The organism is Bacillus sp. MYb209, from assembly GCF_002975175.1.
GTDB lineage: Bacteria > Bacillota > Bacilli > Bacillales > Bacillaceae_G > Bacillus_A.
This window is the reverse complement of the sequence record NZ_PCNZ01000004.1, coordinates 162,633-179,789: the sequence shown is the minus strand read 5'-3', so window position 1 is coordinate 179,789 and position 17,157 is coordinate 162,633. Positions and strand designations below refer to the sequence as shown.

19 protein-coding genes are annotated in these 17,157 nt (G+C 35.0%); 12 read left to right on the top strand and 7 right to left on the bottom strand.

Features of this window, described 5'->3' with window-relative positions:
- Positions 1-38 precede the first annotated feature (38 nt).
- The 3 genes from CQZ94_RS10050 (at position 39) to CQZ94_RS10040 (ending at position 3,233) form a co-directional block, all read left to right on the top strand.
- On the top strand, positions 39-614 hold the full coding sequence (locus tag CQZ94_RS10050) for a biotin transporter BioY (protein WP_002066624.1): 576 nt from the start codon (positions 39-41) through the stop codon (positions 612-614).
- A 65-nt stretch (positions 615-679) separates the two neighbouring features.
- Entirely contained in the window at positions 680-2,143 is a 1,464-nt protein-coding gene (locus tag CQZ94_RS10045; protein WP_105585287.1) for an acyl-CoA synthetase, read from the top strand.
- A complete protein-coding gene (locus CQZ94_RS10040) occupies positions 2,136-3,233 on the top strand; it encodes an acetyl-CoA C-acyltransferase (protein WP_105585286.1) in 1,098 nt (365 codons plus the stop codon). The genes CQZ94_RS10045 and CQZ94_RS10040 overlap by 8 nt, the downstream gene beginning before the upstream one ends.
- Positions 3,234-3,240: 7 nt before the next feature.
- Here the strand turns inward: CQZ94_RS10040 and CQZ94_RS10035 are convergent, their stop codons facing one another.
- Positions 3,241-3,822 (bottom strand): DUF6434 domain-containing protein, encoded by a 582-nt coding sequence (locus CQZ94_RS10035; RefSeq protein WP_105585285.1) that lies wholly within the window; start codon positions 3,820-3,822, stop codon positions 3,241-3,243.
- 104 nt (positions 3,823-3,926) lie between these two features.
- Here CQZ94_RS10035 and CQZ94_RS10030 point away from each other — a divergent pair, with 104 nt between their 5' ends.
- Positions 3,927-4,370, top strand: a complete 444-nt coding sequence (locus CQZ94_RS10030; protein WP_105585284.1) for an NUDIX hydrolase — start codon at positions 3,927-3,929, stop codon at positions 4,368-4,370.
- Between the two features lie 193 nt (positions 4,371-4,563).
- Here the strand turns inward: CQZ94_RS10030 and CQZ94_RS10025 are convergent, their stop codons facing one another.
- Positions 4,564-5,766 carry an alanyl-tRNA editing protein gene (locus CQZ94_RS10025; RefSeq protein WP_181149474.1) on the bottom strand — a complete coding sequence of 401 codons (1,203 nt, stop codon included), beginning with the start codon at positions 5,764-5,766 and terminating at the stop codon, positions 4,564-4,566.
- A gap of 137 nt (positions 5,767-5,903) precedes the next feature.
- Between CQZ94_RS10025 and CQZ94_RS10020 the strand changes: the two genes are divergently transcribed.
- Together CQZ94_RS10020 and CQZ94_RS10015 are read left to right on the top strand one after the other, a co-directional pair.
- Positions 5,904-6,296, top strand: a complete 393-nt coding sequence (locus CQZ94_RS10020; RefSeq protein ID WP_142395799.1) for a hypothetical protein — start codon at positions 5,904-5,906, stop codon at positions 6,294-6,296.
- Positions 6,297-6,380: 84 nt separating this feature from the next.
- The gene (locus CQZ94_RS10015) at positions 6,381-7,619 is read left to right on the top strand and encodes an MDR family MFS transporter (RefSeq protein WP_105585281.1); all 1,239 of its coding nucleotides are present in this window, start codon (positions 6,381-6,383) and stop codon (positions 7,617-7,619) included.
- A gap of 51 nt (positions 7,620-7,670) precedes the next feature.
- Here CQZ94_RS10015 and CQZ94_RS10010 read toward each other — a convergent pair whose 3' ends face one another.
- Both CQZ94_RS10010 and CQZ94_RS10005 read right to left on the bottom strand, forming a co-directional pair.
- Complete coding sequence (locus CQZ94_RS10010) at positions 7,671-8,057, bottom strand: Hsp20/alpha crystallin family protein (protein WP_142395798.1); 387 nt, start codon at positions 8,055-8,057, stop codon at positions 7,671-7,673.
- A 125-nt stretch (positions 8,058-8,182) separates the two neighbouring features.
- The gene (locus tag CQZ94_RS10005; protein WP_002014281.1) at positions 8,183-8,326 is read right to left on the bottom strand and encodes a small acid-soluble spore protein P; all 144 of its coding nucleotides are present in this window, start codon (positions 8,324-8,326) and stop codon (positions 8,183-8,185) included.
- 126 nt (positions 8,327-8,452) lie between these two features.
- On the opposite strand from CQZ94_RS10005, the gene CQZ94_RS10000 reads away from it, so the two are divergent.
- Positions 8,453-8,716 (top strand): hypothetical protein, encoded by a 264-nt coding sequence (locus tag CQZ94_RS10000; RefSeq protein ID WP_105585279.1) that lies wholly within the window; start codon positions 8,453-8,455, stop codon positions 8,714-8,716.
- Between the two features lie 45 nt (positions 8,717-8,761).
- On the top strand, positions 8,762-9,487 hold the full coding sequence (gene pdaB, locus CQZ94_RS09995; RefSeq protein WP_105585278.1) for a polysaccharide deacetylase family sporulation protein PdaB: 726 nt from the start codon (positions 8,762-8,764) through the stop codon (positions 9,485-9,487).
- Between the two features lie 37 nt (positions 9,488-9,524).
- Here pdaB and sspO read toward each other — a convergent pair whose 3' ends face one another.
- Positions 9,525-9,674, bottom strand: a complete 150-nt coding sequence (gene sspO / locus CQZ94_RS09990; protein WP_105585277.1) for a small acid-soluble spore protein O — start codon at positions 9,672-9,674, stop codon at positions 9,525-9,527.
- 279 nt (positions 9,675-9,953) lie between these two features.
- On the opposite strand from sspO, the gene acnA reads away from it, so the two are divergent.
- The 3 genes from acnA to CQZ94_RS09975 all read left to right on the top strand — a co-directional run bounded on the left by acnA (position 9,954) and on the right by CQZ94_RS09975 (position 15,466).
- Complete coding sequence (gene acnA, locus CQZ94_RS09985; RefSeq protein WP_105585276.1) at positions 9,954-12,677, top strand: aconitate hydratase AcnA; 2,724 nt, start codon at positions 9,954-9,956, stop codon at positions 12,675-12,677.
- A gap of 308 nt (positions 12,678-12,985) precedes the next feature.
- A complete protein-coding gene (locus CQZ94_RS09980; protein WP_105585275.1) occupies positions 12,986-13,627 on the top strand; it encodes a CPBP family intramembrane glutamic endopeptidase in 642 nt (213 codons plus the stop codon).
- A 123-nt stretch (positions 13,628-13,750) separates the two neighbouring features.
- Entirely contained in the window at positions 13,751-15,466 is a 1,716-nt protein-coding gene (locus tag CQZ94_RS09975; protein WP_105585274.1) for an ATP-binding cassette domain-containing protein, read from the top strand.
- Between the two features lie 22 nt (positions 15,467-15,488).
- Here the strand turns inward: CQZ94_RS09975 and CQZ94_RS09970 are convergent, their stop codons facing one another.
- Both CQZ94_RS09970 and CQZ94_RS09965 read right to left on the bottom strand, forming a co-directional pair.
- The gene (locus CQZ94_RS09970; RefSeq protein ID WP_105585273.1) at positions 15,489-15,821 is read right to left on the bottom strand and encodes a YmzC family protein; all 333 of its coding nucleotides are present in this window, start codon (positions 15,819-15,821) and stop codon (positions 15,489-15,491) included.
- 11 nt (positions 15,822-15,832) lie between these two features.
- Complete coding sequence (locus CQZ94_RS09965; protein WP_105585272.1) at positions 15,833-16,051, bottom strand: hypothetical protein; 219 nt, start codon at positions 16,049-16,051, stop codon at positions 15,833-15,835.
- Positions 16,052-16,535: 484 nt separating this feature from the next.
- Here CQZ94_RS09965 and CQZ94_RS09955 point away from each other — a divergent pair, with 484 nt between their 5' ends.
- Positions 16,536-17,111 carry a TlpA family protein disulfide reductase gene (locus tag CQZ94_RS09955; protein ID WP_105585270.1) on the top strand — a complete coding sequence of 192 codons (576 nt, stop codon included), beginning with the start codon at positions 16,536-16,538 and terminating at the stop codon, positions 17,109-17,111.
- Positions 17,112-17,157 lie beyond the last annotated feature (46 nt).

Sequence of the window (17,157 nt, the reverse complement as noted above, 5' to 3'; positions counted from 1 at the left end):
TAAAATAGAATTTAAGTTTACAAATAGGAGAAGCAAATATGAATACAAAAAACTTAGTTTTCGTCGCTTTATTTAGTTCTATTATGGGAGTGTTAGGGTTAATACCTCCAATTGCTCTTGCTATTACACCAGTTCCGATTACATTACAATCACTTGGTGTTATGCTTGCTGGTGGACTGTTAGGATCACGTCTCGGTGCATTAAGTCAGCTTATTTTCTTACTTATAGTTGGAGTTGGAGCACCATTACTTGCTGGTGGACGCGGGGGTCCAGGTGTATTTGTTGGGCCAAGTGCAGGATATTTACTTGGTTATATCGTTGGAGCGTTTGTCATTGGATATTTAATTGAGCGTTTACGTGAAGTTTCTATTATAAAAGTATTATGCATTAATATAATTGGTGGTATTTTCGTAGTTTATGTATTTGGTATCATTGTCCAAGCTTTCGTAATGGATATTTCCGTATGGGAAACGATGAAAGTAAGTGTCGTATTTTTACCAGGTGATTGCATAAAGGCGATTATAGCAGCGATTCTTGTGACAAGATTACATCGCTCATTGAAACATATTATTACGCCTGCTTTGAAGAATAAAAAAATTACAAATGCAGGATAAGAAAAAGGAGAAACACGTTACGTGCGTGTTTCTTTTTATTATTTTGTAAAGAAAGGACGTCTCATATGGGGATTACAAAAGAATACAAAAAGTATGCCTCTTTACAACCGAATAAAATAGCGATTAAAGAAAATGATAGAGTGTTAACGTATAAAGATTGGTTCGAGTCAGTTTGTAAAGTAGCAAACTGGTTGAATGAAAAAGATACAAAAAACAAAACAGTAGCAATTGTTTTAGAAAATTGCGCTGAATTTTTACAAATATTTGCTGGAGCAGCGATGGCAGGTTGGATTTGTGTGCCATTAGATATAAAGTGGAAACGAAATGAACTTGAGGAAAGAATAGAGCTTAGTAACCCACATATTATTGTTGCAGAGCGGTACAGACTAAATGATATATCTAGGGAAGGAGAACATATACTTTCAATTGATGATTGGAAACAAATGATAGGAATTTATAATTCTACATATCACACGTTAGAAAATGTAGAAAATAATCCTTTTTATATGGGATTTACATCAGGATCTACTGGAAAAGCAAAAGCATTTTTACGTGCACAGCAGTCGTGGGTCCATAGTTTTGATTGTAATGTACATGACTTTCATATGAAAAATACAGATTCTATTTTAATAGCTGGAACATTCGTTCATTCTCTTTTCTTATATGGGGCAATAAGTGCATTATATTTAGGACAAACGGTGCACATAATGAGAAAGTTTGTACCAGTTCAAGTGCTATCTAGTATAGAGATGGAGAATATTTCTGTCATGTATACAGTCCCTACAATGCTTGAATCTTTGTATAAAGAAAATAAAGTAATTGAAAGTGAAATGAAAATTATTTCGTCAGGAGCAAAATGGGAAGCGGAAGCGAAAGAAAAGATAAAGAATATGTTTCCTTGTGCAAAAAGATATGAATTTTATGGTGCGTCTGAGCTGAGTTTTGTAACTGCATTGATCGATGAAGAGAGCGAGAGAAAGCCGAATTCAGTAGGGAAACCTTGTCATAATGTACAAGTTGGAATATGTAATGAAGCAGGAGAAGAATTACAGATAGGCGAGATAGGAACTGTTTATGTAAAAAGTGATCAGTTTTTTATGGGCTATGTATCGGATGGATCTATAATCCCGCAATTGACCAAAGATGGTTGGATGACAGTGCATGATGTAGGCTATCAAGATGAGGAAGGCTTTATATATATAGTTGGTAGAGAGAAGAATATGATTCTATTCGGAGGGATTAATATTTACCCAGAAGAGATAGAAAGTGTGTTATATACTCATCCAGCTGTTGAAGAAATTGTTGTTGTCGGTGTAAAAGATAGTTATTGGGGTGAAAAGCCTGTCGCTATCGTAAAAGGGAGTGCTACAAAACAGCAATTAAAGAGCTTTTGCTTACAACGATTATCATCTTTTAAAATCCCTAAAGAATGGTGTTTTGTAGATGAAATACCTTATACGAGTAGCGGGAAGATAGCTCGTATTGTAGTGAAAAGTATAATTGAAAATCAGGAGAAAATATATGAATAAAGCGGTTATTGTAGAAGCGAAAAGGACGCCCATTGGTAAGAGAAATGGGATGTTGAAAGATTATGAAGTTCAGCAATTAGCAACGCCGCTTCTTACGTTTTTAAGTAAAGGAATTGAGAGAGAAATAGATGATGTCATATTAGGAAATGTCGTTGGACCAGGAGGTAACGTTGCAAGATTATCTGCTTTAGAAGCGGGGCTCGGTTATCATATTCCTGGTGTAACGATTGATCGGCAATGCGGCGCTGGATTAGAAGCAATTCGTACTGCATGTCATTTTATTCAAGGTGGGGCCGGTAATTGTTATATTGCTGGGGGAGTGGAGAGTGCAAGTACGTCACCTTTTCAAAATAGAGCGCGATTTTCACCTGAAACAATTGGAGATCCTGATATGGGATTAGCGGCTGAGTATGTTGCAGAGCAGTATAACATAACGAAAGAAATGCAAGATGAATATGCTTGTCTTAGTTATAAACGAACGCTGCAAGCATTAGAAAAAGGATATATACAAGAAGAGATATTACCTGGCTATTTTAATGGATTATTAGATGAAGCAGTAAAGCGAGAAATGAATTATGAAAGAATGATCAAGAGAACGAAGCCTGTATTTTTACAAAATGGAACAGTAACAGCAGGCAATTCGTGTGGTATAAATGATGGGGCATGTGCTGTTCTTGTAATGGAAGAAGAGCAAGCTCGAAAATTAGGATATAAGCCTGTTCTTCGTTTTGTTCATAGCGCTGTAGTTGGAGTAGACCCAAACCTTCCGGGAACTGGTCCGATATTTGCCGTGCAAAAATTGCTCAGAGAAATGAATTTAGTAATAGAAGATATTGATTGTATTGAGATGAATGAAGCATTTGCCGCTAAAGTTGTTGCATGTGCGCAAACGTTACAAATTCCGTATGACAAGTTAAATGTAAATGGTGGTGCAATAGCACTTGGTCATCCGTACGGTGCGTCTGGAGCTATGCTTGTAACGCGCTTGTTTTATCAGGCTAAAAGAGAGTATATGAAATATGGAATTGCGACATTAGGAATTGGTGGGGGAATTGGGCTTGCTCTATTATTTGAGAAAGTAGAAGACTAGCAAGGAACTAGTTTTCTACTTTTTGAGGGACATATACATTACTTCCAGGTTTTGATTTTATTTCGTTCCAAGCAGCAATAGCATCAGCTTTTGATTTTCCTTTGTTGCATGGATCTTCGAAAAAAGCACGAGTAAAACGATTGTATTCAAACTGTGCACCGATAGTTGTTTTATATGAGGGATCTTTTTTGCGATCGTTTTCTTCATACCAAAAAGTGATAGCATCCTTATATGTTTTTCCTGCATTCTCTTTAAAAAACTTTTGAAGGGCTACTGTAAAGCGGAAGTTTTCTCCAATTTTTTCTTTGAAAAAAGTACGGACATCTTCGCTACAGCGGTGATTTTTAGTAATAATCGTTTGAAGAGAAAGATCTTTATAAGAGAGGGAAGTTTTACTTCCTTTTTGCTGAGGACTATTTTTAAATATTTTACCCGTAGTTAAATAATGTGAGATACGCTCGGTTATTTCGATTTTAGAGCCACTAGCTGGCAAATCATACTCACGACAAAATGTTTGTAGTTCTGTTTTTAACCAATAATAGTTTTGGAAATCTTCGAGTGATATAGAGTTTGTTAAAGGTGGACGCATGAATGTAACAACTTCTTTCTTCCATAATTTTCTTTAATTATAAAACGTATGTTCTTTTTGTGGAAGGATTAATTTGTAAATTTAATAGGAAGAGGAGATTGCATATGGAAAATGTAATGCAAGTTCGTGTTACGGGAATTTTAATTGAAGGTGAAAAAGTATTGTTAGTAAAACAAAGAGTCGCTAATCGGAATTGGTCTTTACCTGGAGGAAGAGTAGAAAATGGTGAAATGCTAGAAGAAGCGATGATTCGGGAAATGCGAGAAGAAACAGGATTAGAAACTAAGATTAAGAAATTACTCTATGTTTGTGATAAACCAGATGCTATACCATCTTTATTACATATTACATTTCTACTTGAAAGGGTTACAGGGGAACTTACGCTTCCGTCTAATGAATTTGATCTCAATCCAATTCATGATGTACAAATGGTAGCGATAGAAGAATTAAGTAGTTATGGTTTTTCTGAGAAGTTCATTAAACTTGCATCTGAAAAGTTCTTGAACGCAGGGAGTTATCAAGGATTAAAACAAAATATTGGTTTGTAAACATAAGAGGAGGCTGTGATTTTGAAACAGCCTCCTCTTACTATATAAGTTACGATTGTTGTCGCATTTTATAGGTAAATCGGTATTTCTTATGGAATTGTTCATATAATTTCATTTACTGCATTATTACGTACGAAGCAGAAAAGAGAATGGGATATCACCTAGTTCAATGGCATCCCATTCATAAAATAATCTACACCGCTGATTGTAAAGAAGAAACAAGTTGATTTAAAAACTCATCCCCAGTCATAATCGCTTTCCCACCGCCACGAGCACTCTTTTTATTTCCTCCGCCTTTTCCTTCAATAGAAGGGAGGGCATCTTTTAAAAGTGTATTCATATCAAGTGTCACTGCCTTACCGCAAGTAAGGATACATTGTAGTTTTTCGTCATTTTCAATGACGAAGTATGTAATTGCCTGTTCTTGTTGCTCTGTAATGATAGCAGAAAGTTTTGCGATTTCTTGCATAGAACGATTTGTAAATACTTTAGAAATAAGTATTCCAGCATGTATTTCTGTACGTTGTTGCAGTAGTTCATTTGCTTCTGCAAATAATAATTTTTCATTCATTGCTTGTATTGCTTTTTCGTTTTCTTTTTGAGAAGTAAGAAGTTGTGCTACTTTTGCTGGAATATCAGTTTCGCTACTGTTTAATTGTTTAGAAACATCTTTCATAATTTGTTGCTGCTGTCCCATTAATTTAAGTGTGCGCCAGCCAGCGATAAACGTTAAGCGTATCCCACCTTTATTTCGCTCCCATCCTAGTACTTGAATAGGACCTACCTCACCTGTGCGTTTCGGATGTGTTCCACCGCAGCCGTTGTAGTCATAGTTTTCAATAATAACAACGCGTATATTTTCTGTCATAGTTGGTTCTTTGCGAAGAGGTAATTTTTTCGCTTCTTCTAAGTTCATCCATTCAATACGAATAGGGTGGTTTTCAAAAACAATTTGATTAGCAATTTGTGCGGCCTTCTCAATCGTTTCTGTAGGCAGGTTTGCCGTTTCTAAATCAATTGTTACCGTTTCTTTTCCAAGATGGAATCCGATAGTGGGTATGTTAAAATGATCCCAAAAAGCAGCGGATAAAATGTGCTGAGCCGTATGTTGCTGCATATGATCAAAACGGCGTTGCCAATCGATTTTCCCGTCTACTTCTTCTGTATGTAATTGTTCTACTATGAAATGACGAATTTCCCCGTCTACTTCTTCAACATTGATTACAGGAATGTCATTTAATGTTCCAGTGTCATGTGGTTGTCCACCACCTGTCGGATAAAATGCAGTTTCATTTAAAACGACATATAAGTTTCCTGCTGCACTATAATCTTGCTTTATAACTTTAGTTGTAAAAATTTGCTGATAAGCGTCGATGTAATATAATTTTTGCTCCACTTCTCTTGCCCCTTTCTCATTCGCTAGTTTCATTGTAAAGCAATCTAAATAAGTTTCCTAATATTTCAGAAGAAAAAAACTCTTTTTAGAATTTTCTTGCTATAATGAGAAAAAGAGAAATACGGGGGTGGATGAAAATGTTATATGAAAACGGCGTAGATAAACTGCTTCGTCTCAACACAAATATTTCTGAATTATATCGAGAGTTAAATGAAATGACTCGGATTTTAGCGGAATGTAATCGAGAAAGTGTGAAATTTGATCGGTTATATGTGAAAGAGTTACTTTGGAAAAAAGAAGATGTGATAGCTAAGTATGATCAATTACTCGTCCAGCTTTGTATTAATGAGTGCTTTGATTTAAAAAGTGTAATTACTGGCGAATATAAATATACATATGAAGAAGTGGAAAACATTGTTTTAGAATTTAATGAAAAATATAATGTAGCTATTTTGATTAAAGATGTTTGTAAAGAACTACAGTTTACATATGGAATTGATATGGAAATAACGAGAACAGTTCGGGTATAAACATCTCAAGTATAGAAAAAGGAAAAAGAAAGCAGGTCCTTTGCTTTCTTTTTTTATGTAAGAAAAGGGAGAGTAGGTTTAAAGATGAAGGGGAAGTTACAGCATATTCATCCACTTGGAATGAGTATCATTATAGGGACATTATTTGCTAGGTTTGCAACTTCAATGAGCATTCCTTTTTTAGCAATATATTTAACGACTGTTAAAGAGGTATCAGCTGGAATGACTGGTGCTATTATTGGAACGAGTGCGCTTGTTGGAGTGTTTGCTAGTTTTATTGGGGGTAATTTATCGGACCGATTTGGCCGGCATATAATTATAATGTGGTCCATGATCGTTTGGATTTTTGTATTTATAGGATTTTCAGTTGCAGATCATGTTTTAAGTTTCTTTCTATTAAACGCTTTGAATGGATTATGTCGTTCTTTTTTTGAACCGACATCAAGAGCGTTATTATCAGATTTAACAAAACCAGAGTATCGTTTACTTGCGTATAATTTACGGTACGGTGCAATAAATGTAGGGGTAGCGATTGGTCCACTTGTTGGATTGCAGATTGGAAGTGCAAAATCAACAATTCCTTTTTTAGTAGCAGCAGGAGTATATATTCTATATACAGCTATATTAGCGCTTCAATTTAAGAAGTATCCACTTGAAAAAAAGAAAGTAAATACAGAAAACCCGGTCACAATGTTAAATGCGATTCATATGTTGCGAAAAGATATAGTATTTTTAGTTGCTTTAGTTGGTATTATTTTGAGTAATAGTGGTTTTTCACATTTAACAACGACAGTATCTCAATATTTTGCAAACGCACATATATTTCAAGATGGGATAAAGTTGTTCTCATATATGCTAACTTTAAATGCAATTACAGTAGTAGTTATTCAATACCCTGTTATTCAAATGTGTAAAAAGTATACGCCATTAGCGTCTATTATGGTAGGAACGTTATTTGTGAGCGGGGGATTGTTTGGATTTGGACTAGTAGAATCTATGTTAGGGGCTGCTATATGTACAATTATTTTTACATTCGGAGAAGTATTAATGTTTTCAATGACAGATGTATTTATTGATGAGATAGCTGTTTCACATTTGAAAGGGACATATTTTGGAGCTATGGGCTTTTCAGGAATTGGAGGAGTAATTGGTCCTTGGTTTGGCGGGATACTTCTCGATCATTATGGATATCAAAATGGCTTTATAGTATTTTTTATGTTAGCTGTTTTTTCAACCATTGCATTTCCAGTCCTATTAGTTACAAAAAGCTTAATGAAAAAAAGATATATTAGAAATTCTAAAATAGAAATACGTGCGAAATAACATAAGCCCCAGCAAACTAAAAGGTTGCTGGGGCTTATGTTTGTATTGATATCAATCCTTAATTCGAAAAAAGACTTTCTTTTCATGCGTATTGGCAACTTCATTTTTGGAAATATGAATAGCTAAATATCCATTCTCTAAACAGGCTAGCATCTTGTTATAAATGATATTAGCAGGTAAAGGGATGATCCGCTGTAAAGAAGTGTTTTTATGAAGTATGCAAATGTTTAGGCCTGTCTCCATCTTTTTAATGAGTACATTTTGTGCAGTTGCATTTGGTACATCTGTTTCCAAAATGTATTCTTGTTCTGTTTCACAAAGGTCAATATGAATTTGATTTGGAAAACTAAAATTACTACAAGAATCAGAACAAAATTGATCCATCCATTCTTCGAAACCATCAACATGAAAAAGACAATCCTTCTTTTTCTTGCCCATGAAAGACACCCTCCGTAAAATCTCAATTCATACTATGTTATGCATGAATGAAATAGAGGTGAAGAACAAATAGAAAAATATAAATATTTTATGTGTAAGATGCAGTGTGTGTGAATATTTTTGTTTTACATATCATGATGTGCATGGTTTTTTTGACGTGAATGATTACGATTTTTAACTTTATGAGATCCACTTAAAGGTTCGGGCTGTCCAGAAGATTGCCCTTTTTTCTCGTTTTGACGATTTGATTGATTATTGTTTTTACCCATTGTATTTTACACCTCCTCTTCCTCTTTAGAATGAGAGAAGTTTGCGAATTTATACGAGAATGTTTTTCGGGAAAAGGGTAAAGATAAGTAGGACTAATTAATATAATATAGAAAGGGGAAAGTGCTATGCCGTATCATAAAGATAAGCAACAAGCTTTTCAGGCCGCAGAGCAAGGATTTGTTCAAGCGGAAAATACATTCAATAATATTGTGAAAAATGATCCGAATTACGGTCATGACTTAAAAGAGTTGCGCCAAGAAGTTCAGGAGGCGTACGAACAGATTCAAAATGCACTTGAAGTAGCATCAGAAACACAGCGTCCACAACTTGAGCAATATGAAAGTAATCTCCAAAATATTATGCGAAATGTAGATCAAATAGAAAAGTGAAAAGGTTGTTGTGAATTCAACAACCTCATTACTTTTAGTGCTACTATGCTGAAACAAAAAATTATTCTATCAATTCTTTCTTTAATTTGTGCAGTACATATATTTCAAGTGGACAAAGTGGAAGCTAAAATGTTGTTAAGAAAAGAGTTAGAGCCAACTGGCTATGTAACATGGGAAGTGCCAAATAATGAAAAAATTATCGCAATTACATTTGATGATGGACCGGACCCAACTTATACACCGCAAGTATTAGAATTATTACGTCAATATAAAGCGGAAGCGACTTTTTTTATGATTGGCTTTCGAGTTCAGCGTAATCCGTATTTAGTAAAGCAAGTGTTAAAAGAGGGACATGAAATTGGAAATCATACGATGAATCATTTGTATGCGAATAATTCATCAGACGAAAAGTTGAAAAATGATATTTTAAATGGAAAGAAATATTTTAAAAAATGGGTGAAAGAGCCTTTATTGTTCCGTCCACCAGGTGGATATATTAATGATGCTGTATTTACAACAGCGAAAGAAGCTGGATATCAAATTGTTTTATGGTCATGGCACCAAGACCCACGTGATTGGGCAAATCCAGGTACTGAATCCATTGTTAATCATGTTGTGAAAAATGCTAGAAGTGGAGATATTGTACTGTTACACGATGGGGGAAGTGATCGTAGTCAAACAGTGGCGGCATTAGCAAAAATTTTACCTGAGCTTAAAAAGCAGGGGTATCGATTTGTGACGGTTTCGGAGTTGCTACGTTATAAGCATTAAAAAAAATCCCAAAAGGCGTACCTTTTGGGATTTTTCGTTACTGATTCTTTTTTCGTTTCTTATTATTTTGTCGCTGCGCAGGTGTTAAAGGTTCATTTGCGAACTCTTCGTTATAACCAGTTTCTTGCCCTTGGGCGGATGCAGCATTCATTCCTGAAATAGTATGATTTGCTTTTCGTTTACCCATTTTTTCTCACCTCTACAATGTTTTTTATAGATGAATCATGAGTTGTTCATAACATATATGAACGTAAAGTAGAGTGCTTTACTTTACAATAATAGTATTTATAAGGAGCATGGACACTATTCAAATTTAGAAATATAAAGAAAACTTATTATAATCCATAAGTTTCTTATTATTTACTTATTTAGAAAGTTGTAATAAGATATTATCGTAAGGTATTGAAAAGTTTGTCTACATTTTATATTCAGACAAATTAGTCACGTTTAACAGGGGGGAAACATAATGGTCAAACATAATCCATTTCAATCACGTGCAACTTTTGAACTAGATGGAAAGACGTATCATTATTATCAATTGAAAGCGCTTGAAAACGCAGGGGTTGGCAATGTATCTCAATTACCATATTCCGTTAAAGTTTTACTTGAATCTGTACTTCGTCAAGTAGACGGACGCGTAATTACAGAAGAACACGTTACAAATTTAGCGAAATGGGGAACGAAAGATGTTCAAGATATCGATGTTCCGTTTAAACCATCTCGCGTAATCTTACAAGACTTCACAGGTGTTCCAGCTGTTGTAGATTTGGCTTCGCTTCGTAAAGCAATGGCAGACATGGGTGGGGATCCTGATAAAATTAATCCTGAAATTACTGTAGACCTTGTAATTGACCACTCTGTACAGGTTGATAGAGCGGGTACGGCAGACTCGCTTGCATTCAACATGGACTTAGAGTTTAAACGTAATGAAGAACGTTATAAATTTTTAAGCTGGGCACAGAAATCATTTGATAACTACCGTGCAGTTCCACCAGCAACAGGTATTGTACACCAAGTAAATCTTGAATATTTAGCACCGGTTGTTCATGCGGTGAAAAATGCTGAAGGTGACTTAGTTGCATACCCAGATTCATTAGTTGGAACAGACTCACATACAACAATGATTAATGGTATCGGTGTTCTTGGATGGGGCGTTGGTGGTATTGAAGCAGAAGCAGGAATGCTTGGACAGCCTTCATATTTCCCAGTACCTGAAGTAATCGGTGTGAAATTAACTGGTACACTTCCAAGTGGTACAACAGCAACTGACGTTGCATTAAAAGTAACACAAGTGTTACGTCAAAAAGGTGTAGTTGGTAAATTTGTTGAGTTCTTCGGTAATGGACTAAAGAGCATGCCTTTAGCTGACCGTGCAACAATTTCAAATATGGCACCAGAATACGGTGCAACTTGTGGATTCTTCCCAATCGACGACATTTCATTAGAATACTTACGTTTAACAGGTAGAGATGAAGAGCAAATTCGCGTTGTTGAAGAATATTGTAAAGCAAATGGCTTATTCTATACAGCAGACAGTAAAGATCCAATCTATACTGATCTTGTTGAAATCGATTTAAATACAATTGAATCTAATCTTTCTGGACCGAAACGTCCGCAAGATTTAATCCCACTTTCAAATATGAAAGAGGAGTTCCATAAAGCTGTTGTAGCACCAGTTGGAACACAAGGACTTGGATTCAATGAGCAAGAGTTTGATAAAGAAGTGAAAGTTACATTGAAAGATCAAGAAGTAACGATGAAAACAGGCGGAATTGCAATCGCTGCGATTACAAGCTGTACAAATACGTCAAATCCATACGTATTAATTGGAGCAGGTTTAGTTGCGAAGAAAGCAATTGAAAAAGGACTTAAAGTACCTGGTTTCGTAAAAACATCATTAGCACCAGGATCTAAAGTTGTTACAGAGTACTTAGATAAGTCTGGTTTAACAACGTATTTAGATCAATTAGGTTTCCAAACAGTTGGTTACGGCTGTACGACTTGTATCGGTAACTCTGGTCCATTAGCAGAGGAATTAGAAGAAGCAATCGCAGCAAACGATTTATTAGTAACATCTGTTTTATCTGGTAACCGTAACTTTGAAGGTCGTATTCACCCACTTGTAAAAGCTAACTACTTAGCATCACCACCACTTGTTGTGGCATATGCGCTTGCAGGTACTGTTGATATCGACCTGAAAAATGATGCAATCGGTAAAGATGCAAATGGTAACCCTATTTACTTTAACGATATTTGGCCATCAGCTAAAGAAATTGAAGATGTAGTTCAAAGTGTTGTTACATCTGAATTGTTCAAAAAAGAATATGCACAAGTATTTAACAGCAATGAGCGCTGGAATGAAATCCAAACTTCAAATGAAGCTTTATATACTTGGGATAATGATTCAACATACATTCAAAACCCACCGTTCTTCGAAGGACTATCTAAAGAGCCAGGTGAAGTTGAAACATTATCAGGTTTACGCATTGTTGGTAAATTTGGTGATTCTGTAACAACAGACCATATTTCACCAGCAGGTTCAATTGGTAAGCACACGCCAGCTGGACGTTATTTACTAGAAAACGGCGTACAACCAGTTGACTTTAACTCTTACGGTTCTCGTCGTGGTAACCATGAAGTTATGATGCGTGGTACATTCGCAAATATCCGTATTAAAAACCAAATCGCACCAGGAACAGAAGGCGGATATACAACATATTGGCCAACTGGTGAAGTAACATCTATCTATGATGCTGCTATGAAATATAAAGAAGATGGCACAGGCCTTCTAGTTGTTGCCGGTAAAGACTACGGTATGGGAAGTTCTCGTGACTGGGCTGCGAAAGGTACAAACTTATTAGGTATTAAAGCAGTAATCGCAGAAAGCTTCGAGCGTATTCACCGCAGTAACTTAGTATTAATGGGCGTATTACCATTACAATTTAAAGATGGCGACAGCGCTGAAACATTAGGTCTTGTTGGTGACGAGTCATTTGAAATTCAAATTGACAAAACGGTTAGACCACGCGATCTTGTAAAAGTGGTTGCAATCGATGCAGAAGGCAAAGAAAAACAATTCGAAGTAGTGGCTCGTTTCGATAGTGAAGTTGAAATTGATTACTACCGTCACGGTGGTATTTTACAAATGGTTCTTCGTGAGAAAATCGAAGAGTCTAAAGTGTCAAACTAAAAAGATTCAACAATATTTGTTGAATGTATATTTTAAAGAGGGATGAGATTTTCTCATCCCTCTTTAGTATGAAAAAACATCGGCATATTTAAAGGTCTCTAAGTGGAAAACTTATTGTCAGTTAATGTGGGATGGATTAAAGTTTTTTGTAAAATTAAGGGAGATTTAAAGTTGCATAGCCCATGTTAATGGTAAAATTAAATGTAAGGAATATTCAGATGATAAGGTGGTGTTTTTTGAAATGAACAAAGAAACTCGTATGTAGAGAGGGAGGATTCACATAATACAAAATTAAAAGGAGGTGGAATATGACAAAAAGGTATTGGGGAGTCATAATAACTTACATATTACTTTACTTTTCCATTTATTTATTCGAGCCGCTTTTTATAAATTTATTTAATTTTACAAAGGAAGCAGCCAATGCCTACGGTAGAATCTTCGGTTATTTTTTAGCTTTCATAGTAATTTTAATATTGATGAAACCTGATATTAAAAAAGGTTCTTCAAATGCTTATCCGCCCAAAAAAACTATATTATGGTGTATCTATGGTGTTCTTATTTATTTTTTAGTTCAAGCTATTTATGGATTAATAGCTATTGTTGTATTTAATATGGATCCTAACTCAGAACACTCAGAAATGATAAAAACCAATTTTATATCTTTCCCATTTAGAATAGTGAATATTGCAATTTTGGGGCCTATAATGGAAGAGATTCTAACAAAAAAAATCATTCTTGATACGTTACGCAAACGAACAAATGTCTACATTGCTTGTTTAATTACGTCTCTTGTATTTGCCTTACTTCATATGGAGTTAGCAAGTGTTATTCCTTATACTTTAGCAGGATTGGTGTATGCTTTTTTATATGTAAAAACTAATAGATTAATTGTTCCTATTGTTGTTCATATGACAATAAATACACTTGCTATTTTAATAAAACTTATATAGTAATACATATCGGCATTTAATAGGTCGTTGGCAGAAGAATATCCCCAGATAAAGTAGTGATTTTTATTTTATGTTTTGGAACTTAGGTTTTTAAAATAATATGAGTAAACAAAGAGGAAAGGGATGAAACCAAATGGTTTCATCCCTTTCCTTTTATTATGCAAAATTGGAGGAATGACAATGAATGAGTATAGAAGAATAATGTTGCCGCTATTACAAGAAAAGCTATTGCTAATTAGTGCGATTTGTAGCGGGATAGTAGCTGCCATTTTAAATTTATCTAGACCGCTTTTAATGGGATTAATTGTAGATAACCTTATTCAGCGGGAGTTAAAAGGTGCGTATGTATATATCGCTTTGTTTGCGGGTAGCCGCTTTATGATGTGGGTAAATAACTTGTTATTTGATTATATAAGCTCAAAAGCGAGTCAACGAATATTACGAAAGAAGCGTATAGATGTATTACGTCATTTTTTTTCACTACCGTTTGAAGAGAGCGAGAAGATCAAGCAAGGGGAGTTAGAAACTTTGGTCGTGTCTGATATTCCGAACTGGGTCAGATTATATGGATCTATATTAATAGAATATATACACGCTATTGCACAATTTATTGGTGCGATCATAGCACTGCAACATATAGATACACAGTTTATATTGTGGGTAACTCCATTTTTATTTTTAAGTGCAATTGTTCCAATGCTTATGGGGGGGAAAGTAAGGGATATTGCGGGTATTGCTCAAAAAAATCAATCAAGTGTTGTAGAGATAGTGTCACAGTTTGTAAAAGGTACACAAGATTTACGTAGTTTACAAAAAGAAGAATGGGCCATTGGCTTATTTAAAGGAGTGACGGCACAATCTTATAAAACAGAAGTAAAGAAGACGATGATGCAACATGGTATTGGGATAGTAGGAACGGTAATAGAAACAGGAGCATATATAGTTGTTCTTATTATAGGAGCACAAAAAATAATGAAAGGGGATATGGAAGTTGGATCACTCGTTGCGATATTAGCTACAATTGAGATGTTATTTTTCCCTGTTCGTTATGCGAGTGATTTATTGATGATGACACAAGTTGCTATTGCTTCGGCAAATCGAATTTTTTGCTTTTTATATATACGAGCTGAAGATAGGAATGTAGAAAGAGCGATGGGAATGAAGTTGAAAAATGTTTCATTTCAAGAGAACGGTGAAGAGAAGTATAGAATTAAAAATATTGATTTGCAAATTTATCCAGGTGAACTTGTTATCATTGTGGGAGAAAGTGGTGCTGGGAAAACAACCCTATTAAAGTTATTAACAGGATTATATAAACCGTCAAGTGGTAAGGTTGCTTATTACGGTAAGAAAGCTCGTATGACTACTGTATGGCAGGAACCGCGTTTTTTTCGGACGACAGTAAAAGAGAATATACATTTTCAAGAAGATATCATAGAAAAACAGTTTAAAAAAAGTATTGGACTTGTAAATATGAAGCCAATCTTAAAAAACTTATCGGAAGGAATCCATACTGTACTGCACAAAAGTGGAGAAGAGTTTTCGGGAGGAGAAAGAAAGCGTTTTGCATTACTGCGAGCGATTGTAACAGAGCCGAACATCGTTATTTTAGATGAACCGACTGCTGGATTGGATCCGAGTAATCAACAAGCTGTTTGGAATATGATTGAAGGGTTAGGAGAAAACGTAACGAGAATTGTGACGACACATGATGTGGAGAGGGCGATGATAGCTGATCGGGTTATTGTCATGAAGAATGGAATTATTGTGGAATGTGGGAATCCTAAAGAATTATTAAATTGCAACTCATTGTGCAAAGAGATGCAAACAAAAAGATAGGAGCTATGTAGCGCTCTTATCTTTATTCAGTCTTATTAAGTTGATACGTATAAGATTCAGGATCGCTAGTACTAAATTCTTTGACTAAAGTAAGTTGATTTGTATCTGGGTTATATTTGGAAATTTTGACCGTATGTTCGCTACTTAGTGATGGATTATATTCTTGAATAGCACATGTATTTTCAGCAATCTGTGTCATATTACTGGTGGAAACATTTTCTATGGAATCGTGATTTGTAGAAATTTCAACGACTCTCTCACCGTTGAAAAATAAAAGAACGATTACTAAAACAACTAAACATATTCGTATATAGCGAAGTTCTTTACTAATAGGGTGTTCTCCCAAAATAATCATCCTTTCTGTAACTATTGTATAGTAGTGGTGGTGATAGTCATCGTGAAAAAACTAACAATACCGAGGCCGGCTAAAAGGATAAATGAGATTAAAGCGATATAGAGACAAATGCGTCCAACTTGCTTTTTCTCAGGATCTTTACTGAAGAGCGAGATGATCCAAGCGATAATCCCGATTGGGGAAAATATAAAACTAAGAATATATAATAGTATTTTTTCAAATAAATTCATAAAAATAGCCCCCCTTTTTGAAGGTTTTACATGTGTAGTTTTCTTCGTATTAGCGCTGCTATTATGTAGGAAAGTACAGAATAAACAGCACTATAAACAATCCAAGCGTCTAAGTTTTGTAAAGCTATGTGTATATCAAATTCAGAGACGATAATGAAAAATATAAGTGGAATAGCAAAAGAAATAATAATAGCAGCCCATTTGAATTTGTATAGTAAGGTGCTAAAAAAAATACATAGTAATGGTAAAGTGAAAAAAACAAAAGTAAAAGGGTTGATAAGTAATTGTAAAATACATATCACCTCGAAGATTTTGTATGTATTTCTAATTATATGATAAAAAGGTAAAAATTTCATACTAACTTAAAATATTCTAACTATTTCGAATGTGAATATTTCCAAGCTTGTCCGTATAAGCTAAAATAAGGTATATAGTATGTAGTTAATTATGTAATAAGAAGATAAACACGTAAGGGTGATATAATATGTGGCGGAAGCTTACCATTATTGTAGTGTTACTTTGTTTAGCGGGATATGCAGCTTATGAACAGTTTGGTAAAGAGGATCAAGTAGTACAAGAAAAGCCTGCCAAAAGTGAAGCTGCTATGAAAGAGATTTTCGCAAGGAACGGTATTGAAATTGGAAAGAGCGCACCAGATTTTGAATTACCAAAGATAGATGGAACGAATATAAAGTTATCTGATTTAAAAGGGAAGAAAGTTATTTTAAACTTTTGGGCAACGTGGTGTGGGCCTTGTCAGCAAGAAATGCCTGATATGGAGGCCTTTTATAAAGAACATAAAGAAAACGTAGAAATTTTAGCTATAAACTATACTCCTTCAGAAAAAGGAGGGGGAGAAGATAAGGTAAGGAACTTTGCTGCGGAAAAAGGAATTACTTTTCCTATTTTATTGGACAAGAACATTGATGTGACAACAGCGTATAAAGTAATTACGATCCCAACCTCTTATTTTATAGACACAAAAGGGGTCATTCAAGATAAGTTTATTGGACCAATGACACAAAAAGAGATGGAAAAACGGATTGAGAAATTAAAATAATAAGTGAGAAGGCAGAGATGGGAAGTGGCCATTTCTGCCTTTTCTT